This is a genomic window from Pseudomonas sp. 300 (genome assembly GCF_055803035.1).
In genome coordinates this window covers 1,825,136-1,844,308 of record NZ_JAVLRV010000002.1, presented here as the reverse complement: position 1 = coordinate 1,844,308, position 19,173 = coordinate 1,825,136, and the positions used below count along the sequence as shown (strand labels likewise).

The following is a 19,173-nucleotide window of genomic DNA, read 5'->3' as shown; positions in this document are numbered from 1 at the left end:
TCACGGCCGAGGCGGTGTAAGTCAAGCGTCAATCAGCCTTGATTGGCACAACTTTGTCGGCTTTCATGGCTTCGGGCTTTTTCGGTAACGAGATGCTCAACACGCCTTTGCTGAAACTCGCGTCGATCTTCTCGGCATCGACACCTTTGGGCAGGTTGAACACCCGCTCGAAGGAACCATAGTGACGCTCGCTAAGGTGATAGCCCTTCCTTTTTTCTTCCTTGTCCTCTTTCTTTTCGCCTTTGATGATCAGGCTGCCGTTGGACAGTTTGATCTCTATGTTTTTCTGATCCATGCCGGGCAGCTCAGCTGTGATTTCGTAGCTTTTGTCTTTCTCGGTGATGTCCACGGCAGGGAGGCTGCGACCGATCAGTTCCCGACGCCAGAGCGGCTCGACATCGAACAGCCCTCGACCGAATGGCGACAGCCCCGAGCCGCGATTGAAGTCTTCGAACAGGTGGTCAACCTGTTGCCGAAGCTTTTCCATCGGCCGCCAAAGGTCTGTTGTCAGCGGATGCTGGTTGGTTTTTTCTTCGGAAGTGACAGGCATTTTTTTCACAGAGTTGCTCATTTTCGGTTCTCCTCTTTGGATAGGAGGCGGACGGCGAACATCCAGTCTGCGGTCCACCACGACAGAACAAACACATGACACGGCCCCTACAACGCCAATGTCCCGGACCACAGCATCCAGCCGGCAAAGGCTGCCGCCGTCCAGATGATGATCAACAGCCCCGTCTCAGGGCCGCTGAGCGGTTGTCCCTGACGCGCTTTCATGCTGCCCAGGTAGATCAACGATCCGGGGGCGTAGAGCAAGGCGCTGAGCAACATGTATTTAGGCCCGGCGGCATACAGCAGCCACAGGCAATACAGCGTGGCGACCGAGGCGATGGCCATGTCGCGCAGTTGCAGGGCGCGGTGGCCGGCATAGGTCTGGCCCTGCCAGGTCAGCTTCAACGCATACAGACCGCTGAACAGGTACGGCAGCAGAATCATTGAGGTGGCCAGGGAGATCAGCGCGAGGTAGCTGGCGCTCGAATACAGCGTCAGTAACAGGAACAGTTGAATGCAGCCGTTGGTGATCCACAGCGCATGGGCTGGCACCCCTTGGCTGTTTTCCACAGCCAGCGCGCCCGGCATGACCTTTTCCTTGGCTGGTGTGAACACCGATTCCGCCGCCAGCAGGGTCCAGGCGAGCAGGGCGCCCCCCACCGAAATGATCAAGCCAATACTGATCAGCACCGCGCCCCATGGCCCGGCTGCGGCCTCAAGCACGCCGGCCATCGAAGGGTTTTTCAGGGCTGCCAGTTCAGGTTGTCTGAGAATGCCCAGCGACAACAGGGACACCGCAATCAACAGCAACAGGGTGATGACAAAACCGATGACCGTGGCGCGACCAACATTGGCCCGTTCTGCCGCACGCGCGGAGAACACGTTGGCCCCCTCGATCCCGATGAACACCCAAACGGTCACCAGCATGGTGCTTTTGACTTGGTCGAGGGTGCTGCCCAGTGCGGGCGAGCCCCAGAAATCGACACTGAAGGTTTCACGCTGGAAGGCCGCGATCACCAGACCGATAAACAGCAACAACGGTACGATCTTGGCGACCGTGGTCATCGCGTTGGCCCGAGCCGCGGTGCGCATCCCTCTGAGGATCATCCAGTGCAACGACCACAGCACCACGGACGCCCCGGCAATCGCAGCTTTGTTGTTGCCTTCGCCGAACAGCGGGAAGAAGTAACTCAGCGCGGCGAACAAAATCACCAGGTAGCTGACGTTGCCGATCCAGGCGCTGATCCAGTAGCCCCAAGCGGAGTTGAAACCGAGGAACTCACCGCCTAATGCACGGGCGTAGGCAAATACGCCGTTGTCCAGCGCCGGTTGGCGGTTGGACAGGGTTTGGTAGACCAAAGCGAGCGACAGCATGCCGACACCGGTGATCAGCCAGCCAATCAGAATTGCCCCGGCGCCTGCACTGGCCGCCATGTTCTGCGGCAGGCTGAAAATGCCGCTGCCAATCATCGAACCGACCACCAGGGCAATCAGCAGGCTCAGGGACAGACGCTTGGGTTCCACCTTTCGCAAACTGCCTGCAAGGGGGAGGGTGGCAGTCGGCGGATCGACCGGTTGAGTGCCTTGAAGGTGCGTAGCCATGAGAGCCTCCACGAAACGAGAGTTTCTGCACTCATCGACGGATGAGTGCGAATGCTGACTCTAATTTCTGCGTGAACGTCCAACGTCTGTTTGATATAGATCAGAAAGCCGGAAAACAGCCGTTTTATCCAGACACAACCTCAATGGCAGTACCCCGGCAGACACGAAAGACATTCGAGTCCTAAGCTCTACCTCGATGAGCGACAGATGTTTTTAACGCGAGGCATGAAATTCTTTTGAGGGGACTCTCTTCGATGCTCAGTAAGTGGCTGGACCCCGCGCTGTTGCTGCTCACCGCCCTGACGTTGCTGGCCGGGGGTGTTGCGTATGTTGCGCAGAAACCTGATTGGGCATCGCTGTGCTGGGCCGCGGGCAGTCTGGTGATGTCCGCGGTACTGCTCGTTGAAATCGTCAGGCGCCTGGCCCGGCGCGAGGCCGGTGTCGACCTGATCGCGCTGCTATCGATTGCCGCTGCCCTGGTCTTTGCGCAAACACTGGTGGCGGCCGTGATCGCCTTGATGCTGGCGACTGGTCGGACCCTGGAGTTTTTCACCAAACAACGGGCTGACCGTGAGCTTCGAGCGCTCATCGACCGTGCGCCACGTGTGGCCTGGTTGCAGGAGGAGGGCGGCTTGCGCGAGATCCCCGTTGAGCAGGTCCAGCTGAATCAAACATTGCTGGTGCGGTTGGGAGAGGTGATACCGGTCGATGGTCGTCTGCTGAGTCCTGCGGCCATTCTTGATGAGTCGGCGCTCAGCGGTGAGTCGTTGCCCGTCACCCGTCGAGAAGGTGAGCAACTGTCCAGTGGCGTTTCCAACGTCGGTGCGCCCATTCTGATAATTGCCACGCGAACGGCCGCGCAAAGTACCTATGCGGGCATAGTGCGCCTGGCCGAGGCAGCACGCCGTTCGCGCGCACCTTTCGTGCGCCTGGCGGACCGCTATGCAGTGATCTTCATCCCGCTGACGTTGCTGATTGCCGGACTGGCCTGGCAGTTGAGTGGCGATCCCTTGCGAGCGCTGGCGGTTCTGGTGGTGGCCACACCTTGCCCTTTGATTCTGGCCGTGCCGATTGCCTTCATGTCAGGTATTTCGAGGGCCGCGCGGCGCGGGATCCTGATCAAGGACGGCGCAACCCTGGAAGCGTTGGCCGGGGTCAAGCAGGTGTTTCTCGACAAGACCGGCACCCTGACCAGCGGCCATGCCCGCCTGCAATCGATAGAGGTCAATGGCCCGGGCGATCCGCAGCGTTTGCTTGGCCTGGCCGCTTCGCTGGCACAGGCCTCGACGCATCCTGTTTCCCAGGCAATTGTTGAAGCGGCGCATCAGCGTCAATTGACGCTCAGCGTCCCGCAGGCAGTAGAAGAAAGCCCAGGCTCCGGGCTTTGTGGGCGCGTCGATGGCGTGCAGGTGCGTTTCGGCACGTTGTCTTTTGCTGACAAAGACGCTCCTGCAAGCGACTGGGCCGCCGCCATGTTGCGCCACATGGATTACCTGGCGTGCAGTGGAAGCTTCATCGCCGTGGATGGGCAACTCGCGGGCCTGCTGGTTTTCTCGGACAAGGTTCGGCGCGAAACGCCGCAGACGCTGCGTCGACTGCGCAATAGAGGCATCGAAAAGATCGTCATGCTCACCGGGGATCGCCTGGAAACCGCCGAGATGATTGCGCTGTCTGCGGGGATTGACGAGTTGCGCGCCGGGTTGACCCCTGAGGACAAAGTGCGTGCTGTACAGCAAGGTTGCCTGCGCACCAGCACGCTGATGGTCGGCGATGGCATCAACGATGCCCCCGCGTTGGCGGCGGCCAACGTCGGCGTGGCCATGGGGGCCGGCGGCGCCACTGCTTCTGCGCAAGCCGCGGGTGTTGTGCTGTTGGTGGATCGTCTGGATCGTCTAGTCGAGGCGCTGGACATTGCCCGTCGCACCCGCTACATCGCCCGCCAGGGCGTGCTGGTCGGCATGGGAATGTCGTTGCTGGCGATGACGGTGGCGGCCCTTGGTTACCTGCCGCCGCTGATTGGCGCCGTGGTGCAGGAGGGCATCGACGTCGTGATCATCCTTAACGCCTTGCGGGCACTGGGGCCGTTGAGGGCGCGGAGGAAACGAAAGCTTGCCGCAGAGCATATCGATCGCCTGCAAGATGAACACCAGCAACTCGCCACCGTACTGAGTGATCTGCACCAACTGGCCAATGACTTTGCCCACCGCCCACTTGCGCAAGCACAGGCCGACTTGGTGGAACTGGTCAACAAGCTGCAAACATCACTGGCGCAGCATGAACGCGAAGATGAAAAAATGCTGTACCCGCTGCTGACGCGAAACATGCCGGGCGAGGATCCGATGTCGGCCATGAGCCACGCTCACCGGGAGATTTTTCGCCTTATCCATTTACTGGCGCGCATGAGCAGCGACTTCAGCTCCGACCCCGCCACGGCATCTGCTGATGAGATTCAGCATCAGCTGATTCGGCTGGATACCCTCGTGCGACTGCACTTTGATCAGGAGGAGGAACTGTTTCGTTATCTGGATTGGCGCTAGAAATTCAAGCAAGCCCATGTCGAAACGCAGGAGCAGCCAATGATGCAGGTGTGTCAGGTTCCCGCGACCAACCGTCAGTCACGGCCCCGAAAAACCGCAGCATCGAAGCGTGATGACCGATGAGGGCGGCGATAACTTACTCCTTGTCAGCCCGACTTCAAACACCGGGTAAGCTATTCAGTTTTTCTTCTTGATGAGTTTTCTTATGTAGTACTTGAGGCTAAAACGATCTTTGGGTCTTGGTTTGTAATGTGTTTTGTTTCTTTGTGCGGGGTCGACCACCTCGGTGGCTGCGGTGTAGTAATAGAGCGCTATAGACTTGCGAGTGATGTGTGGCGGCGTGGTTAATGGTTCAGGATGCCCGTGATTGCTGTCCGCGTCTGTATTGAAAATTACGCAGCGGTTATAAATCGGCAGGACTTTTTTAAGGCAAGTCTTCATGCCGGCGTCCCAAAGCTCCAGGTTTCCGCCGTATTCTTCTTGCCAGTCTTTGTTGAGATAGATAATGGCATTCAGTCTTCGGTAAATATTGAGTTTCTTGTTGAGTCTGAAGTCAGAGTGAACGCCGAGGTAGCCGCCGCTTTTTGTTTCATGCAGCCCACCGCCAGTGAAATAGGGATCAGGTATTAAGCCCTCTATACCTGTCAGCTTTTCAAGAAACTGCAACATGGGTGCGGAGTTAAAGGCGTTGAAAACAGCCTTCAGGTAGGGGGTGCATTCGTTGGGACTGATTTGCCGTTTATTCTGACCTTTATAACCACGCTCGTAGAGCATTTCGTTGGCAGTGGGCTCGGCGGGAAAGTTTGAATGAATATTCGCAATCAGATCTTCCGGAAGAAAATTATCGATGACGATGTGAGGGAATGGGGTGGCCTGGCCATAGCTGCTAGCTAGCGACTGACCAAAAGCGCTGGCGGCATTCTGGTCAAAATCGAGCTCGGGGGAGTGGGTGATGGGTAGCATTTTAATGTCAGGTTTCATCGCGACTCCAATGAAATAATATAAAAAATCCTTAAGTTCCTTCAGGTTGCATCGCAGACACTGCTCATGGGCGTGCTTTGGGTATTTAGCTTTTGCTTTTTTCCTTGGTCAGGCGCTGAAGGATACTGTTGTACATGACAGTTCTTCGATGAGTCGTTTCATAACCACCCGCTGCCGCGACAGTGCCCGACTGGATGTGATCAAGATAGCTGAACATCTTGCGTGGCGACAAACGCTCAACGACATAACCGAGTTCGGTCATACGGTCCTGGAGGGTATAGCCAGGTACACGATCGTCCATCAAAAAATGCAGGCCGTGCTGTTTGATCAGCTTGCAGTTCCATAGCGTACAGAAGCTTTTAAGGTAAAACTCCCTGTATGGTTTTGGCTCTCTGGAACGTAGCCCGAGGGAAAGTTTCATGCGTCTGGCGTGATGCTTTAATAGTCGTGAACTGAATCGCCAGGCCGTTCTAACGGTGCCGCGATTTAATTGTTCTACGCAACCAACGGCTACGACATTTGGATTGACTACGCATTTGTTTAACATCATCGAAAATACATTACTGTCGAAAATAAACGTATCAGTGTGCAGCAGGAACACATAGTCAGTCTCGATACGTTCCAACGCCATATCGAGTGCTTTGCCATGCGCAATATGGCCCGATTCCTTTTCTGGAGTGGTTCGCTCGATCAGGTTTATCCAGTCAAGTTCGCGCAAATACGTTGTGCTTTCATCGGCGGAGTAGTTGTCAACCACCCATACTGGAATGCCGGAATCGATCGCATACTGGTGCAATAGATCCAGGCAGATTTTGGTGATTTCTGGTGTTTTGTAATTGACAATAATAATACTGAAGGGTTTTTTGTTTTTTGTCGAAAAATCAGTGCCTTCCATTGTTTAGTTGCTCGATAGGATTTTGAAGATAAATGCGATTAATGGTAGCGCCGGTACAGAACTGCCGCTTGTTGTCGTGCGCGCTAAATTAACCTGATCTGAAATCATACCTTTATTAATCTACTTCGCGGTTGGTAAGTGTTTATCGCCAGTATAGTCGCTATAGCGAGTAGGGGTTGCGACATAATCGTATGAGACAGCTGCCAAGCAAGTAAATATTACCGTAGTGCTTTTTTACATTTATATGGCTATTAGAGAAGTATTCTCGAATGACAGCGAGTTGGATTCCCGTTCGGTGTCAGATGCATCGTGTTTCATTCGGTACCGCACCTAACGGTAGTGGCGCGGATTTCCAAATTGATCTGGTCGGGCACGTCGCCCTGACAGCGAGCGATTTCGTCGGCGTGGTTTAGCTCGTCAACCCGTAAAGGGCGCCCCTTTGGCTAGCGGGCGCCCTTTGTTTTTGGAGGACGTCCCGCTAGACCACTGCGCCAAACAAGTGCCCCACCAGCGCCGTAATACCCATGGCCAGCGCCCCCCAGAAGGTCACCCGCCAGGCGCCGGTCAGGATTTTGGCCCCGCCTGCCTTGGCGGCAATGGCGCCCAATGTCCCGAGAAACACCAATGACATGACCGAAATCCAGATCCCGACGCTGTGCTCCGGCGCGACAAACGTCACCGCCAGAGGCAACGCGGCACCCACCACGAAACTGGCAGCGGAGGCGAGGGCGGCCTGCAAGGGTTTGGCGGTGAGGGTGGCGCTGATGCCCAACTCGTCCCGGGCGTGAGCGCCCAGTGCGTCATGGGCCATTAATTGATCGGCCACTTGATGGGCCAGTTCGGGTGATACGCCGCGATGCATGTAGATGTTGGCGAGCTCGATGTGCTCGGCTTTCGGGTCGCTCGCCAGTTCTGCCCGTTCGCGGGACAGATCGGCCCGTTCGGTATCGGCCTGGGAGTGTACGGAGATGTACTCGCCAGCAGCCATGGACATGGCGCCGGCCATCAACCCCGCCATGCCGGTGACCAGCAACGTGGCGTGGCTGGCATTGGCAGCCGCGACGCCGATCAACAGGCTGGCGGTAGACACAATACCGTCGTTGGCCCCAAGGACGGCGGCGCGCAACCAGCCGATACGATCGCTTCGATGTGCCTCGGTGTGCCGGTGCATGAATTTCATTGTTTAACGGGACTCACTGTCATTAAGCGGTTCAAATCGGTCGGCATCAGCGGGTTTCAATCTGCGCCTGCAACTGGCCGCCGACAATGGATATTTCTTTGAACTGTTGCCCCTCGCGCAGCACGAACAACGCATCCATCCCGCGTTCCTGAGCCAGACGTGGGCCCTCGGTTTCGCCCAGGACCATCAGCGCCGTGGCCCAGGCATCGGCGAGCATGCACGAGGCCGCCACCACGGTGACGGCGGCGAGCGGGTTGCGCAACGGGGCGCCGGTAGCCGGGTTCATGGTATGAGCATAGGACTGACCGGCCACGTCTACCCAATGTCGATAGTCCCCGGAGGTCGCGATGGCGGCATCGCCAAGTTCCATCACACCCATGACTTCACGCACGCCCCGGTTGGGCTTTTCCAGGGCCACGGCCCAGCACTGGCCGTCAGGTTTGACGCCCCGGGCGCGCATCTCGCCATCGATGCCGACCAGGTAGCGGGTGATGCCCAAACCCTCCAGGCAACGGGCCAGTTCATCCACGCCGAACCCTTTGGCGATGCCACTCAAGTCAAGGTTCAGAGGCGCGCGCTTGCGCACCTGATTGCGTTGCGGGTCAACCACCATTGCGGCGCTGGCCAACAGCCGGGCGCTGGGCGCAATCGTGGCGAACGCTTGCTCGTTGACCGTTTGCTCTGCGGGGCCGAACCCCCAGGCGTTAACCAGATCACCGACAGCGATGTCGAAGGCGCCGCCCGATTGCTGACTGACCCGCAGTGCCGCAGACAGCACCGTGGCCAGTTCCTTGGGCACGGACACCCATTCCTGCTCGGGGGCGGCGTTGAGGCGGTTGAGGTCCGAGTCGGGTTTCCAGGTGGACATTTGCTGGTCCACCCGGGACACGGCGTGGGCCAGGCGCTGGCCGATTTCGTCAGTATCGATCCCGGCCTCGGCGTAAAACAGGGCGGTGTAGCGGGTGCCCATGGTTTCGCCGTTCAGGCTATAGCGCTGCAACTCAGTAGACGTCTTCACGGTAGCGTCCTTGTGCCTTGAGGGTCTGCACACTCAGGTTGAGAGGCGCCAACACTTCATCGAGGGCCTGCATCACGCCTCTGGCCATTTCGCGACTGCCACACACCAGCACTTGGGCACCTTTTTCAATCAGTCGGCGCAAGGCCAAGGCATCGCCGATCAGCCGATCTTGAACGTAGCTGCGGTCCTGGACCTGAGAGAAGGCGGCGCGCAGTGCCGTGAGGCGGCGGTCCGACAAGTATTGGTTGAGCTCCGGTTCGTAGAGAAAGTCCGAGGCCGGATTGCGCCCGCCCCAATACAAGTGCATCGGGTGTCGGGCCTTGTTGTTACGGATAAAACCGGCCAGGGGACCGATGCCGGTACCGGCGCCGATCAGGATCACCGGGTGCGTGCCCGATGCCGGACGAAATTGCGGGTTGGGCTGGATGAAGGCTTCGATCTGCGCACCGATGTCCAGGCCATGAAGGAATTCCGAGCACACGCCACCGTTGTGTTTACGCACACAGATCTCCAGCACGCCGTCCTGGGAGCCGCTGGCCAGCGAGTAGAAACGCGGGACCGGGCTGCCGGGGGGCACAATCCCGACCAGGTCACCGGCCAGGAAGTCCGGCAGCGCGCCGGGTGCCTTGAAGCGCAAGACGTGGGTCGGTGCGTTCACCTGTTCGCCGTAGACGATGCGCTCTGTCAGCAGCAATGGGTGGGTCTGTGGCGATTGCGGGGCATGGACCAGTGTCAGGTCATGTTTGAGCACGTCACCCAGCGCGTGGCCCCAGCGCGCAAACTCCTGAGAGGATTGGCGGTTGACGGTTTCCAGCGGCAGTAACGGCGAGCCACCGGCCTGCAACATCGCGTCCTGCACCTGATGGGCGAACTGACAGAACTGCGCAAACTGCCGGTCACCAAAGCCCAGCACGGCAAAGGGCAGGCCGGGCTTGAGGCCGGTGTTGGCCAGCCGCGCCAGGAATTGCGAAGCCGAGGCTGGCGCGTCGCCGTCACCGTAGGTCGCGGTGAGGATGATCACGCGTTGGGCGCTGCGGTAGTCGTTGGCGTATTGATTCATCGCCGCGCTATGCACCCGGTGTCCGGCCAGGTGCAAGGCGTCGTGCAAGGTGTTGGCGAAGCCCCAGGTGCTGTTGTTTTCACTGCCCACCAGAATCACGCTGTCGGCGGAGTGGGCCGGGCTGTTATGTCGGATGTTCGGGCCAGCCTTGCGCCGACGCCACCACAACAGGATGCCGGTCACGCTCATCAACGGTACGCAGAGGGCGCAGAGCCCCAGCGGCAGGCCCAGCCACCAGAGGCCTTCGCCAGTGTGCAACTGATAGATCAATTCGTAGAGGTTGTGCATCGAGTCGTGGGCTTGATAGGACAACAAGGCGCCGCTGGCCTGATCCACGTAGCCGTCGCCCTGGGCCGTGCGCAGGGAAAACACATCACTCGGGTTGCCGGGGCTCGGGTAGACCAGCTCGCGCAGGTCGTTGAGGTCGGTGGCCTGCAAGGCTTGCAGTTTCGCCACCGGCAAGGCCGGGCCGGCGCTGACGTGGGCGGGGAAGGCGGGCTCGCGTTGACTGCCGTCGGCGATAAAACCAAAGGTGGTGGCGGACATGTAGAGCCCGCTCAATGCCGACAGCAGCAGCCCGAGCAAGGCCAGCCGCCCGACTTCCGCATGCCAGCGCTGGCTGAACGTGCCCCGCAGTGGCCGCAGCAGGTTGCGCCAACCGCCCAGGCGCCGGGCCAGCAATAGCGCGCCGGACACCGACAGCATCAGCATGAACAGCGCGCCGGCACCCGACACCCCATGGCCCGGCGTGCCAAGAAACAGCGAGCGGTGCAGGTCTTTCACCCAGCGTGTGAACGCGGATGGCTCGTAAGGGGCGAGGCCTTGGCCGGTCAGTGGGTCGACCTTTTCCGCCCCGGCCTGGCCGTTCTGGTTGTAATAGACGATCACCGTACCGGACGCTGTGCGCTGGATCTGCTCCACGCCCGAAAAGTGGCTGGCAACGCGCCCGGCCAGTTGGCCGACGTTGAGTTGCCCGGCAGGCGTGGAGGTGCTGTGCAGGCGTTCCAGCGCCGGATCGACAGACAGGATCGCGCCGCTGATGGCCAACAACATGACCAACAGGGCGGCGATCAGGCCGGGCAGGGAATGGAACTGACGAAGCATGTTCAGCCTCCGGAAATGGGGGTGCTACAGATCGTAAGTAAAGGACTCGACGTAGGTACTGCCGGTCGCTGGCTTGCCGGCGCCCTTGGACGTCAACGGCACGCTGACATCGGCGCGAGCGTCGCGTTTGTCCTCGACGGCGCTGTCGATGCGGATCTGATACCCGGCATCAATCAGGGTGTCTGCCAGCTCGACGCTGACTTTGAGCGTGCGCCCACTGCCGACACTGGCGCCGCTGACGCCGTCAAACTCGCTCGGGTTCATCCCGCTGCCACGGGCCCAGTCGCCCAGGTGCTTGTAGTACTTGGCCTTCTTGCCGGCCACCCACAGGGTTTTCTGGTACTGGCCGTTGGCGTCGGTCACATAGATCGCCAGGTAGGCATCATTGCCGCTGTAGTCCTTGAGCTGGGTGGTCAGGGTCACTTCACGGGCCTGGGCCAGACCCGGCAGGGCAATGGCGCCGGCAAGGCAGGTGACTGCGATGATCTTTTTCATGAGGGTGTCCTTTTGATCGTTAGGTCGAGAGCCTGGACCTGCTTGCTGACAGCAACCTGAAGCGCAGGAAAAACTCATCGACAGGAGAGGCGTCATTCGCTGAGCGGGCTGCCGAGGTAATCCCTCGCATCGCCGTCGTCGCGGAAATGGATCTCGAGTGTGCGCAGGCGCAGCGAGGCCGGTGAGTAGCTGGCTTCGATGGCGTTGCCTTTGCGGTCCAACCCCTTGAGCTCGTAACAACCGTCGTCGACCTTGATGCGCTGCACGCTCCAGCCGTATTGCCGCTCGACCTGCTGACGCAAGGTTTCGCGCGGTTGCCAGTCGCTCACCGGGTCGCTGCAATCGTCATCGGCAAGGGCGTAACAACTGAGCAGCAGGCTCAACAGCGTGGCATGGGCAATAAAACCTGATTTCATGATCTGTCTCCTGCCGAGGTCGGCGTCTGTGGCATACCCTAAAGTGCATTCCTGACAACCAGCTGAATCTTCAGATTCACGTCAGGTAAGGCGATTAAGGTGCTGCACGACAACCATCACAGGAGGTGCCAGATGCGGGTTTTATTGGTCGAAGACGCAGCGGGGCTTGGGGAAGCGGTGCGCGAACAGATCGCCGATGACGGCCACGCCGTCGATTGGGTGCAGCGTCTGGACCATGCGCGCAACAGCGTGCGCACCACGCCTTACGACCTGATCCTTCTTGACCTGATGCTCCCGGACGGTCGCGGGCTGGATTTTTTGCGTCAGCAACGCTCGGCAGGGGACGTGACTCCGGTGATTATCCTGACGGCACAGGATCAGATCTCCGATCGAATTGCTGGCCTCAATGCTGGCGCCGACGACTACCTGGTCAAACCATTCGACCTGTTTGAACTCTCGGCCCGGGTGGCGGCGGTGGCCCGGCGTTACAGCGGCAATCCCAATCCGCAGATCAAGCTTGGTGATTTGCAGGTCGACATGAGCGCTCGCACGGTGCAGCGGGCCGGCGCGACGGTGGACCTCACGGCGCGGGAGTGGGCGCTGTTCGAGGCGTTTGTGCAGCGCCCCAGCGCGTTGCTGTCCAAGTCGCAGTTGGAAGAACGGCTGTATGCCTTCGGCGCCGAAATCGAGAGCAATACCATCGAGGTCTATATCAGCCGGCTGCGTAAAAAGCTCGGGCGCGACCTGATTGAAACCGTGCGGGGCATGGGCTACCGGTTGATGTCCGCATGAAGCCGTCGTCAAGCCTGCAAAAACGTCTCGGCTTGGGATTGACGTTGGGCACGACCTTGCTGTGGCTGGCGGCGACCGTCGGCGCCTGGCTGGTGGTGCAACATGAGTTGAACGAGGCGTTCGACAGTGCGCTGGAAGAGACCGCGCAGCGCATCCTGCCCTTGGCCGTGCTGGAAATCAGCAACCGGGAAGAACCCCAGGAGGCGCAACATGTCGCCACCCTGAAAATGCACAAGGAATACCTGACGTACCTGGTGCGCGATGCCAAGGGTCAGATCCTGATGCAGTCCCACGACGCCAACCCGAAGATCTTCAACCAACAACCGGCCGAAGGCTTTTCAACCACCAAAAAATACCGTCTGTACGGCGCGAGTGCGCTGCGTGAAACGGTGTTTATCGAAGTTGCCGAACCGCTGGAACATCGCCGTGAAGCGGCACGGGAAGCCTTGCTGGCCTTGTTGTTGCCGTTATTGGCGCTAATTCCCATCAGCCTGTTGGGCACCTGGATGTTTGTGCGCATCAGCCTGCGCAGCGTATTGGCCTATCGTCGTGCCGTGGAGGCTCGCGGGGTGGGTGATCTGTCGCCGATCAACGGGGCGCAATTGCCGGCGGAAATCGCTCCTCTGGCGGAGGCGGTCAATCATCTGCTGGAGCGCTTGCGCAAGGCCTTGGAGACCGAGCGCAGCTTTACTGCTAACAGCGCTCATGAACTGCGTACGCCGCTGGCGGCGACCCTGGCGCAAATCCAGCGACTCCACCATGAGGCGCCCGAGGGTCCGTTGCGAGTGCGTGCGGCGAAGATCGAAAACGCTTTGCGCGACTTGGCACGGCTCTCGGAAAAGCTCATGCAACTGGCCAAGGCCGAAGGCGGTGGGCTGTTGTCCGAAACGCCTCAGGACCTGATTCCGTTGCTGGCCCATGGGGTTGACGAGTGGAACCAACGCAGCGGCCAGCGAATTGCGTTGCAGTTACCCAGCCAGGCTTGCGTGTACTCGACCATCGACCCGGACGCCTTCGGCATTTTGCTGCGCAACCTTATTGAAAATGCGCTGAAGTACGGCGCGTCGGATCAACCGATCGAAGTCAGCCTCACCGAACAGGCCCAACTACGAGTCATCAATGGCGGCCCGGCGGTGCCGGCATCGGTATTGCAGCACCTGACCGAACGCTTTGTGCGAGGTCACAGTGAAATCAGCGGTTCAGGCTTGGGCTTGGCGATTACCAAAACCATTGTGCAGGGCGTAAACGCGAGAATGAATTTGGTCTCGCCAGCAACAGGTCGTCGGGATGGCTTCGAGGTGTGCATCTGGTTACCGCTGGCGTTGACTGAGTGAGCGAAACAACAGGACTACTCCCTATCGGGCACGAGTCTGATGTCTGACTGATCGAGTGATCAGGTGGTATCTGCCAAAAAATTTTTACGCTTTCTTTACGGCCAGTGTTTTTGTCGGAAACGATACTGGCCGCGATTTTTTGATCGTCCATGTGCCTTTCTTTCCCGGTGGCCTTGGAAAATGTATTGCCCAAGGATGGCGTGCAGTACTCCCCGAAAATTGAGAGAAGCGCCCCTTGAGTCAGACAGTGACCGTTGCAAACGAAGACTCCCCATCCAAAACGTCAGGAGTGGGCATGCTCGTCGCCGCTGTCGGCGTTGTTTATGGGGACATTGGCACCAGCCCCCTCTACACGCTGAAAGAAGTGTTTTCCGGCCACTACGGCGTTCAGGTAAACCACGACGGTGTGCTAGGGATTCTTTCGTTGATCTTTTGGTCACTGATCTGGGTCGTATCGATCAAATACGTGCTGTTCATCCTGCGTGCCAACAACCAGGGTGAAGGCGGCATCATGGCATTGACGGCTTTGGCCCGCCGCGCGGCCAGCCCTTATCCGCACATGAGCAAGGTACTGGTGCTGCTCGGTCTGTTCGGGGCGGCACTATTTTACGGGGACAGCATGATTACCCCGGCCATCTCGGTGCTCTCGGCGGTTGAAGGCCTGCAGCTGGCATTTGACGGAATAGAGCACTGGGTCGTGCCCCTGTCGGTGGTCGTGTTGGTGGCGCTGTTCTTGATACAAAAACACGGCACGGCACGCATCGGCATCCTGTTTGGCCCGATCATGGTGCTGTGGTTTGTGGTGTTGGGCGCGCTCGGAATCTTCGGCATTTTGCAGCGGCCCGAAGTGTTGCAAGCGCTCAACCCTGTTTGGGCGGTGCAATTTTTCGTGGTACATCCAGGAATGGGCGTGGCGATTCTGGGCGCCGTCGTGTTGGCATTGACCGGTGCTGAAGCGCTGTACGCTGACATGGGCCACTTTGGTCGCAAACCGATTTCCCGTGCATGGTTCATCCTGGTGTTGCCCGGGCTGGTGCTCAATTATTTTGGCCAGGGTGCCCTGATCCTGGAGAATCCGGAGGCGGTGCGCAATCCGTTCTATCTGCTCGCGCCGACCTGGGCACTGCTGCCGATGGTCGCGCTTTCCACACTGGCGACCATCATCGCTTCTCAAGCAGTAATCTCTGGTGCTTTCTCCCTGACACGCCAGGCCATCCAGCTAGGCTACGTCCCTCGGATGTTTATCCAGCACACTTCCAGCCAAGAGCAGGGACAGATTTACATCGGCACGGTCAACTGGGCGCTGATGGTCGGTGTCGTGTTACTGGTGATCGGTTTCGAGTCGTCCAGTGCCTTGGCCGCTGCCTATGGGGTCGCTGTGACGGGCACCATGTTGATCACCACCATTCTGTCTTCGGCGGTCGTGCTGCTCCTCTGGAGAACGCCCCGCTGGCTGGCCATCCCGATGCTGCTCGGCTTTCTGCTGGTCGACAGCCTGTATTTCGCGGCCAATGCGCCGAAGATTTTCCAGGGCGGTGCGTTCCCGGTGATTGCCGGCATCGGCTTGTTCATCTTGATGACCACTTGGAAACGGGGGCGGAAAATCATCGTCGAGCGGCTGGACGAGACCGCGCTGCCGCTGCCGTTGTTCATCAGCAGCATTCGTTCGCAGCCGCCGCATCGGGTGCAAGGTACAGCGGTTTTCCTGACGGCCAGGGCCGACGCCGTTCCCCATGCACTCTTGCACAACCTGTTGCATAACCAGGTGCTGCACGAGCAAGTGGTGCTGCTCACCGTAGTGTCCGAAGACAGTCCTCGAGTGAGTGCTGATCGACGCTTTGAGGTTGAAGCCTTTGGCGAAGGGTTCTTCCGGGTCAGTCTCCACTTCGGTTTCATGGAGGAGCCCGATGTCCCCGCGGCCTTAGGTCTTTGTCACTTGAATGAGCTGGATTTCAGTCCGATGCGCACGACCTATTTCCTCAGCCGAGAGACGGTGATCGCAACGAAGCGTATGGGTATGGCGCGCTGGCGAGAGGGGCTGTTTGCGTTTCTGCTGAAGAACGCCAATAGCAATCTTAAATATTTCAAATTGCCACTCAATAGGGTGATCGAACTGGGGACTCAGGTGGAGATGTAAGGACGAGCACGACCGCCTTTACAGCCTACGCCCTCTGAAGCACCCAGTTGGTAGAGTTGGCAAAACTGCTGCCAACATCTTCGGGTTAAAGAGAAAAGAGTTCTTCGGCAATCTGGTTCACTACGCTATCTATGGAACAACGGTCCACACTCCGTTGTGAAAGGGGATGCCATGAGTAGCGCAGTTGAGCCTGACAGTCGTCGCATCGCGTCTCCATACCTCGAAGAAGTCGAAACGATTGTCCATCGGCTGGATTCTGACATTCGTGCGGGCTTGTCCAATGCACAGGCTCAAATGCGCCTGTGCCGTGACGGGGCCAATGAGTTACGCACTCAACCGGTCAAACCCGCCTGGCATTACTTGCTGGCGCAATTTCGGGATCCGCTGGTTTATCTGCTGCTTGTCGCAGCGACCATTACCTTGGTCACCTGGTTCCTTGGAGAGGGGCGAGAATGGCCTGTTGATGCGGTGGTCATCACGCTGATTGTGCTGGCTAATGCGCTTTTGGGGTTCTTCCAGGAAACCCGCTCGCAACGAGCGGTTGCGGCATTGGCCAAACTGACTCAAACCACGTCCTCCGTCATTCGCGACGGAGTGTTGTCGCGCATCCCCAGTCACCAACTGGTGATCGGTGATCTGCTGGTGTTATCCGAGGGCGACTCGGTGGGTGCCGATGCCCGACTTATTCAGGCCAATGCCTTAGGGGTACTGGAAGCATCGCTGACTGGGGAAAGTGAAGCAGTCTGGAAAAATGCAGCACGTTTGCCTACCGAAGTGCCTTTGGCAGAGCGCTCCAACATGGTGTTCAAAGGCACCGCCATCGCCCAGGGTTCGGGGCTCGGCGTCGTCACTGCGATCGGTATGGCGACTGAAATCGGTGCGATCGCTCATCTGCTCGACGTCACGCAGGAAGAGGTCACGCCGCTGCAACAGGAAGTGCGCGAAATAGGGCGGATGCTCGGTATTGCTGTTCTGGTCATCGCTTCGGTTGTCGTCGTCGCTGTGCTGATGCTCACGGATATTCACAGTGCTGACGACGTATTGCGGGTTCTCCTGTTGGGGGTGTCTCTGGCGGTGGCCGCGGTGCCTGAAGGGCTGCCTGCCGTTCTGTCATTGGTGCTCGCTTTCGGTGTGCAAAGGATGGCTCGCAACAAAGCCATCATCAAGCAACTGTCCTCGGTGGAAACCCTGGGGTCGGCATCGGTCATCTGCACCGACAAGACAGGCACGCTGACTCGTTCCGAGATGACCATCCAGCAAACCATGACGGCATCCGGCAAGGCGGCGGTCAGCGGTGTCGGTTACGCCCCGCAGGGCCAGATACATCACCAGGACCAGCCCATGACTTGCGGCCCGGTGCACAGCGAAAATGTCCTGTTGTTACGCGGCGGAAGCCTGGCAGGCAATGCCGCGCTTGCGCAGCAGGAAGATGGCACCTGGGTGATTCAGGGGGATCCGACCGAGGGTGCCTTTCTGGTGGCTGAGCGCAAACTGGATGCACCTGCACGCAGCATCGAACGCTTCGAACGCGTGGCAGAAATACCGTTTACCTCCGATCGAAAAATGATGTCGGCACTGGTCATCGATCACGAGCACAGCGATGAGCAGCTGCTGATCAGCAAGGGGGCGCCGGATGTACTCCTTCAACATTGCACACAGGTTCAAGTCGGGATGGATGTCGTGCCACTCACCGACGACCTTCGTGCAAAAGCCTTGGCCGATGTGAATGAGTTGTCGGGGGCCGCGTTGCGCACACTTTCCGTGGCGTACCGTCCTTTGGCGGCCGGTGAAGATGTTGCGGCCGGTGAATCCCTTGAGGCAGGGCTTATTTTTATCGGTACGGTCGGCATCATCGACCCACCGCGCAAAGAAGTCGCACCGGCCATTGCCGAGGCCCATCGAGCAGGCATCCGCATCATTATGATCACCGGTGACCATCCGCGAACGGCGGCCCGCATCGCCGAGGATCTGGGCATCATCGAGGCCGGTGCCGGCGCGTTGACAGGTGCCGATCTGGATAAGCTGGACGATGAGGCTTTGGCCGAGGCGGTTAAATCGACCTCTGTTTACGCCCGTGTTGCGCCATCGCATAAGTTGCGGATTGTCGATGCGCTTCAGGCGCAGGGACATGTGGTGGCGATGACCGGGGATGGTGTCAATGACGCACCCGCACTTAAGTCTGCCGATATCGGCATTGCCATGGGCATCACCGGCACAGAGGTGACCAAGCAGGCAGGGAAAATGATTCTGGCTGACGATAACTTCGCGACCATTGTGTTGGCCGTTCGCGAAGGACGCGGGATTCTGGACAATATTCGCAAGTTCCTTCGTTACTTGCTGTCTTCCAACATGGGTGAAGTACTGACGGTCTTTCTTGCCGTCGTCGGGGCCGGCGTCGTCGGCCTGGTGGATGAGGAGGGCGGGATCATCCTGCCGCTGCTGGCCACCCAGATTCTGTGGATCAATCTGATCACGGATGCAGCGCCTGCCATTGCCATGGGCATTGACCCGCACAATAAAGACGTCATGACGCGTAGCCCGCGCAAGTCTACGGACAGAATCATCGATACACGCATGTGGCTGGGCGTGCTGCAGGTGGGGTTGGTCATGGCGTTGGCGACTTTGTTGACGATCGACTGGATGCTGCCAGGAGGGTTGATACCGGGAACCGATTCGCTGGATACGGCGCGCACCGGTGGTTTTACGGTCCTTGTATTGGCCCAGCTGTTTAACGCACTGAGTGCTCGCTCGGAGTCAGCCAGTGCATTCGTCGGGCTGTTCGCCAATCGATGGCTCTGGGGGGCAATTGCCCTGGCAGTGGACTTGCAGATTGCGGTGGTGCACTGGTCGCCACTCAACAAGGCTTTCAGCACGAGTGCATTGACGCTGAGCCAGTGGGGGGTTTGTTTGGCGATGGCGAGTGCGGTCTTGTGGTTTAGCGAACTGCGCAAACTTGTTTTGCGGTTGAAGGGCCCTGAATGAAAAAAGGATACGTGCCAAAGGTGCTGACAGTTCAGCATGGTCCATACGGAACAACTCCTGGCCCAACGTTGCGTGTTCATCAAGCCCGATA

General features: G+C 58.8%; 14 protein-coding genes. 5 read left to right on the top strand and 9 right to left on the bottom strand.

Annotation, left to right across the window (positions count from 1 at the left end):
• Positions 1-28: 28 nt before the first annotated feature.
• Together Q7W83_RS14905 and arcD are read right to left on the bottom strand one after the other, a co-directional pair.
• Positions 29-571, bottom strand: coding sequence for an Hsp20/alpha crystallin family protein (locus tag Q7W83_RS14905; RefSeq protein WP_150636543.1), 543 nt, complete (start codon positions 569-571; stop codon positions 29-31).
• 86 nt (positions 572-657) lie between these two features.
• A complete protein-coding gene (gene arcD, locus Q7W83_RS14900; RefSeq protein ID WP_150629460.1) occupies positions 658-2,151 on the bottom strand; it encodes an arginine-ornithine antiporter in 1,494 nt (497 codons plus the stop codon).
• A gap of 254 nt (positions 2,152-2,405) precedes the next feature.
• Between arcD and Q7W83_RS14895 the strand changes: the two genes are divergently transcribed.
• Positions 2,406-4,688 carry a heavy metal translocating P-type ATPase gene (locus Q7W83_RS14895; protein WP_473656276.1) on the top strand — a complete coding sequence of 761 codons (2,283 nt, stop codon included), beginning with the start codon at positions 2,406-2,408 and terminating at the stop codon, positions 4,686-4,688.
• A 177-nt stretch (positions 4,689-4,865) separates the two neighbouring features.
• On the opposite strand, the gene Q7W83_RS14890 is transcribed toward Q7W83_RS14895, so the two are convergent.
• From Q7W83_RS14890 to Q7W83_RS14860, 7 genes are all read right to left on the bottom strand, one after another.
• Positions 4,866-5,669, bottom strand: coding sequence for a 2OG-Fe(II) oxygenase (locus Q7W83_RS14890; protein ID WP_473656275.1), 804 nt, complete (start codon positions 5,667-5,669; stop codon positions 4,866-4,868).
• A gap of 85 nt (positions 5,670-5,754) precedes the next feature.
• On the bottom strand, positions 5,755-6,564 hold the full coding sequence (locus Q7W83_RS14885; RefSeq protein WP_473656274.1) for a glycosyltransferase: 810 nt from the start codon (positions 6,562-6,564) through the stop codon (positions 5,755-5,757).
• A 478-nt stretch (positions 6,565-7,042) separates the two neighbouring features.
• Positions 7,043-7,744, bottom strand: a complete 702-nt coding sequence (locus Q7W83_RS14880) for a VIT1/CCC1 transporter family protein (RefSeq protein ID WP_150636551.1) — start codon at positions 7,742-7,744, stop codon at positions 7,043-7,045.
• 46 nt (positions 7,745-7,790) lie between these two features.
• Entirely contained in the window at positions 7,791-8,762 is a 972-nt protein-coding gene (locus Q7W83_RS14875; RefSeq protein WP_473656273.1) for an FAD:protein FMN transferase, read from the bottom strand.
• The gene (locus Q7W83_RS14870) at positions 8,746-10,926 is read right to left on the bottom strand and encodes a PepSY domain-containing protein (protein ID WP_473656272.1); all 2,181 of its coding nucleotides are present in this window, start codon (positions 10,924-10,926) and stop codon (positions 8,746-8,748) included. Before Q7W83_RS14870 ends, Q7W83_RS14875 begins: the two co-directional genes overlap by 17 nt.
• Before the next feature lie 24 nt (positions 10,927-10,950).
• Positions 10,951-11,421, bottom strand: coding sequence for a DUF2271 domain-containing protein (locus tag Q7W83_RS14865; RefSeq protein ID WP_150629448.1), 471 nt, complete (start codon positions 11,419-11,421; stop codon positions 10,951-10,953).
• 92 nt (positions 11,422-11,513) lie between these two features.
• A complete protein-coding gene (locus tag Q7W83_RS14860) occupies positions 11,514-11,837 on the bottom strand; it encodes a PepSY domain-containing protein (RefSeq protein WP_473656271.1) in 324 nt (107 codons plus the stop codon).
• A gap of 132 nt (positions 11,838-11,969) precedes the next feature.
• Here Q7W83_RS14860 and Q7W83_RS14855 point away from each other — a divergent pair, with 132 nt between their 5' ends.
• From Q7W83_RS14855 to Q7W83_RS14840, 4 genes are all read left to right on the top strand, one after another.
• Positions 11,970-12,629, top strand: a complete 660-nt coding sequence (locus tag Q7W83_RS14855; RefSeq protein ID WP_064677633.1) for a response regulator transcription factor — start codon at positions 11,970-11,972, stop codon at positions 12,627-12,629.
• Positions 12,626-13,963, top strand: a complete 1,338-nt coding sequence (locus Q7W83_RS14850; protein WP_473656270.1) for a sensor histidine kinase — start codon at positions 12,626-12,628, stop codon at positions 13,961-13,963. Before Q7W83_RS14855 ends, Q7W83_RS14850 begins: the two co-directional genes overlap by 4 nt.
• A gap of 235 nt (positions 13,964-14,198) precedes the next feature.
• Positions 14,199-16,100, top strand: coding sequence for a potassium transporter Kup (locus Q7W83_RS14845; RefSeq protein WP_150629442.1), 1,902 nt, complete (start codon positions 14,199-14,201; stop codon positions 16,098-16,100).
• Between the two features lie 171 nt (positions 16,101-16,271).
• Complete coding sequence (locus Q7W83_RS14840) at positions 16,272-19,082, top strand: cation-translocating P-type ATPase (RefSeq protein ID WP_473656269.1); 2,811 nt, start codon at positions 16,272-16,274, stop codon at positions 19,080-19,082.
• Positions 19,083-19,173 lie beyond the last annotated feature (91 nt).

Bases quoted from the DNA above. Each gene is read 5' to 3' on its own strand.
- Q7W83_RS14905 (WP_150636543.1), bottom strand. From the start codon at position 571: ATGAGCAACTCTGTGAAAAAAATGCCTGTCACTTCCGAAGAAAAAACC.
- arcD (WP_150629460.1), bottom strand. From the start codon at position 2,151: ATGGCTACGCACCTTCAAGGCACTCAACCGGTCGATCCGCCGACTGCC.
- Q7W83_RS14895 (WP_473656276.1), top strand. From the start codon at position 2,406: ATGCTCAGTAAGTGGCTGGACCCCGCGCTGTTGCTGCTCACCGCCCTG.
- Q7W83_RS14885 (WP_473656274.1), bottom strand. From the start codon at position 6,564: ATGGAAGGCACTGATTTTTCGACAAAAAACAAAAAACCCTTCAGTATT.
- Q7W83_RS14870 (WP_473656272.1), bottom strand. From the start codon at position 10,926: ATGCTTCGTCAGTTCCATTCCCTGCCCGGCCTGATCGCCGCCCTGTTG.
- Q7W83_RS14865 (WP_150629448.1), bottom strand. From the start codon at position 11,421: ATGAAAAAGATCATCGCAGTCACCTGCCTTGCCGGCGCCATTGCCCTG.
- Q7W83_RS14860 (WP_473656271.1), bottom strand. From the start codon at position 11,837: ATGAAATCAGGTTTTATTGCCCATGCCACGCTGTTGAGCCTGCTGCTC.
- Q7W83_RS14890 (WP_473656275.1), bottom strand. From the start codon at position 5,669: ATGAAACCTGACATTAAAATGCTACCCATCACCCACTCCCCCGAGCTC.
- Q7W83_RS14840 (WP_473656269.1), top strand. From the start codon at position 16,272: ATGAGTAGCGCAGTTGAGCCTGACAGTCGTCGCATCGCGTCTCCATAC.
- Q7W83_RS14855 (WP_064677633.1), top strand. From the start codon at position 11,970: ATGCGGGTTTTATTGGTCGAAGACGCAGCGGGGCTTGGGGAAGCGGTG.
- Q7W83_RS14880 (WP_150636551.1), bottom strand. From the start codon at position 7,744: ATGAAATTCATGCACCGGCACACCGAGGCACATCGAAGCGATCGTATC.
- Q7W83_RS14850 (WP_473656270.1), top strand. From the start codon at position 12,626: ATGAAGCCGTCGTCAAGCCTGCAAAAACGTCTCGGCTTGGGATTGACG.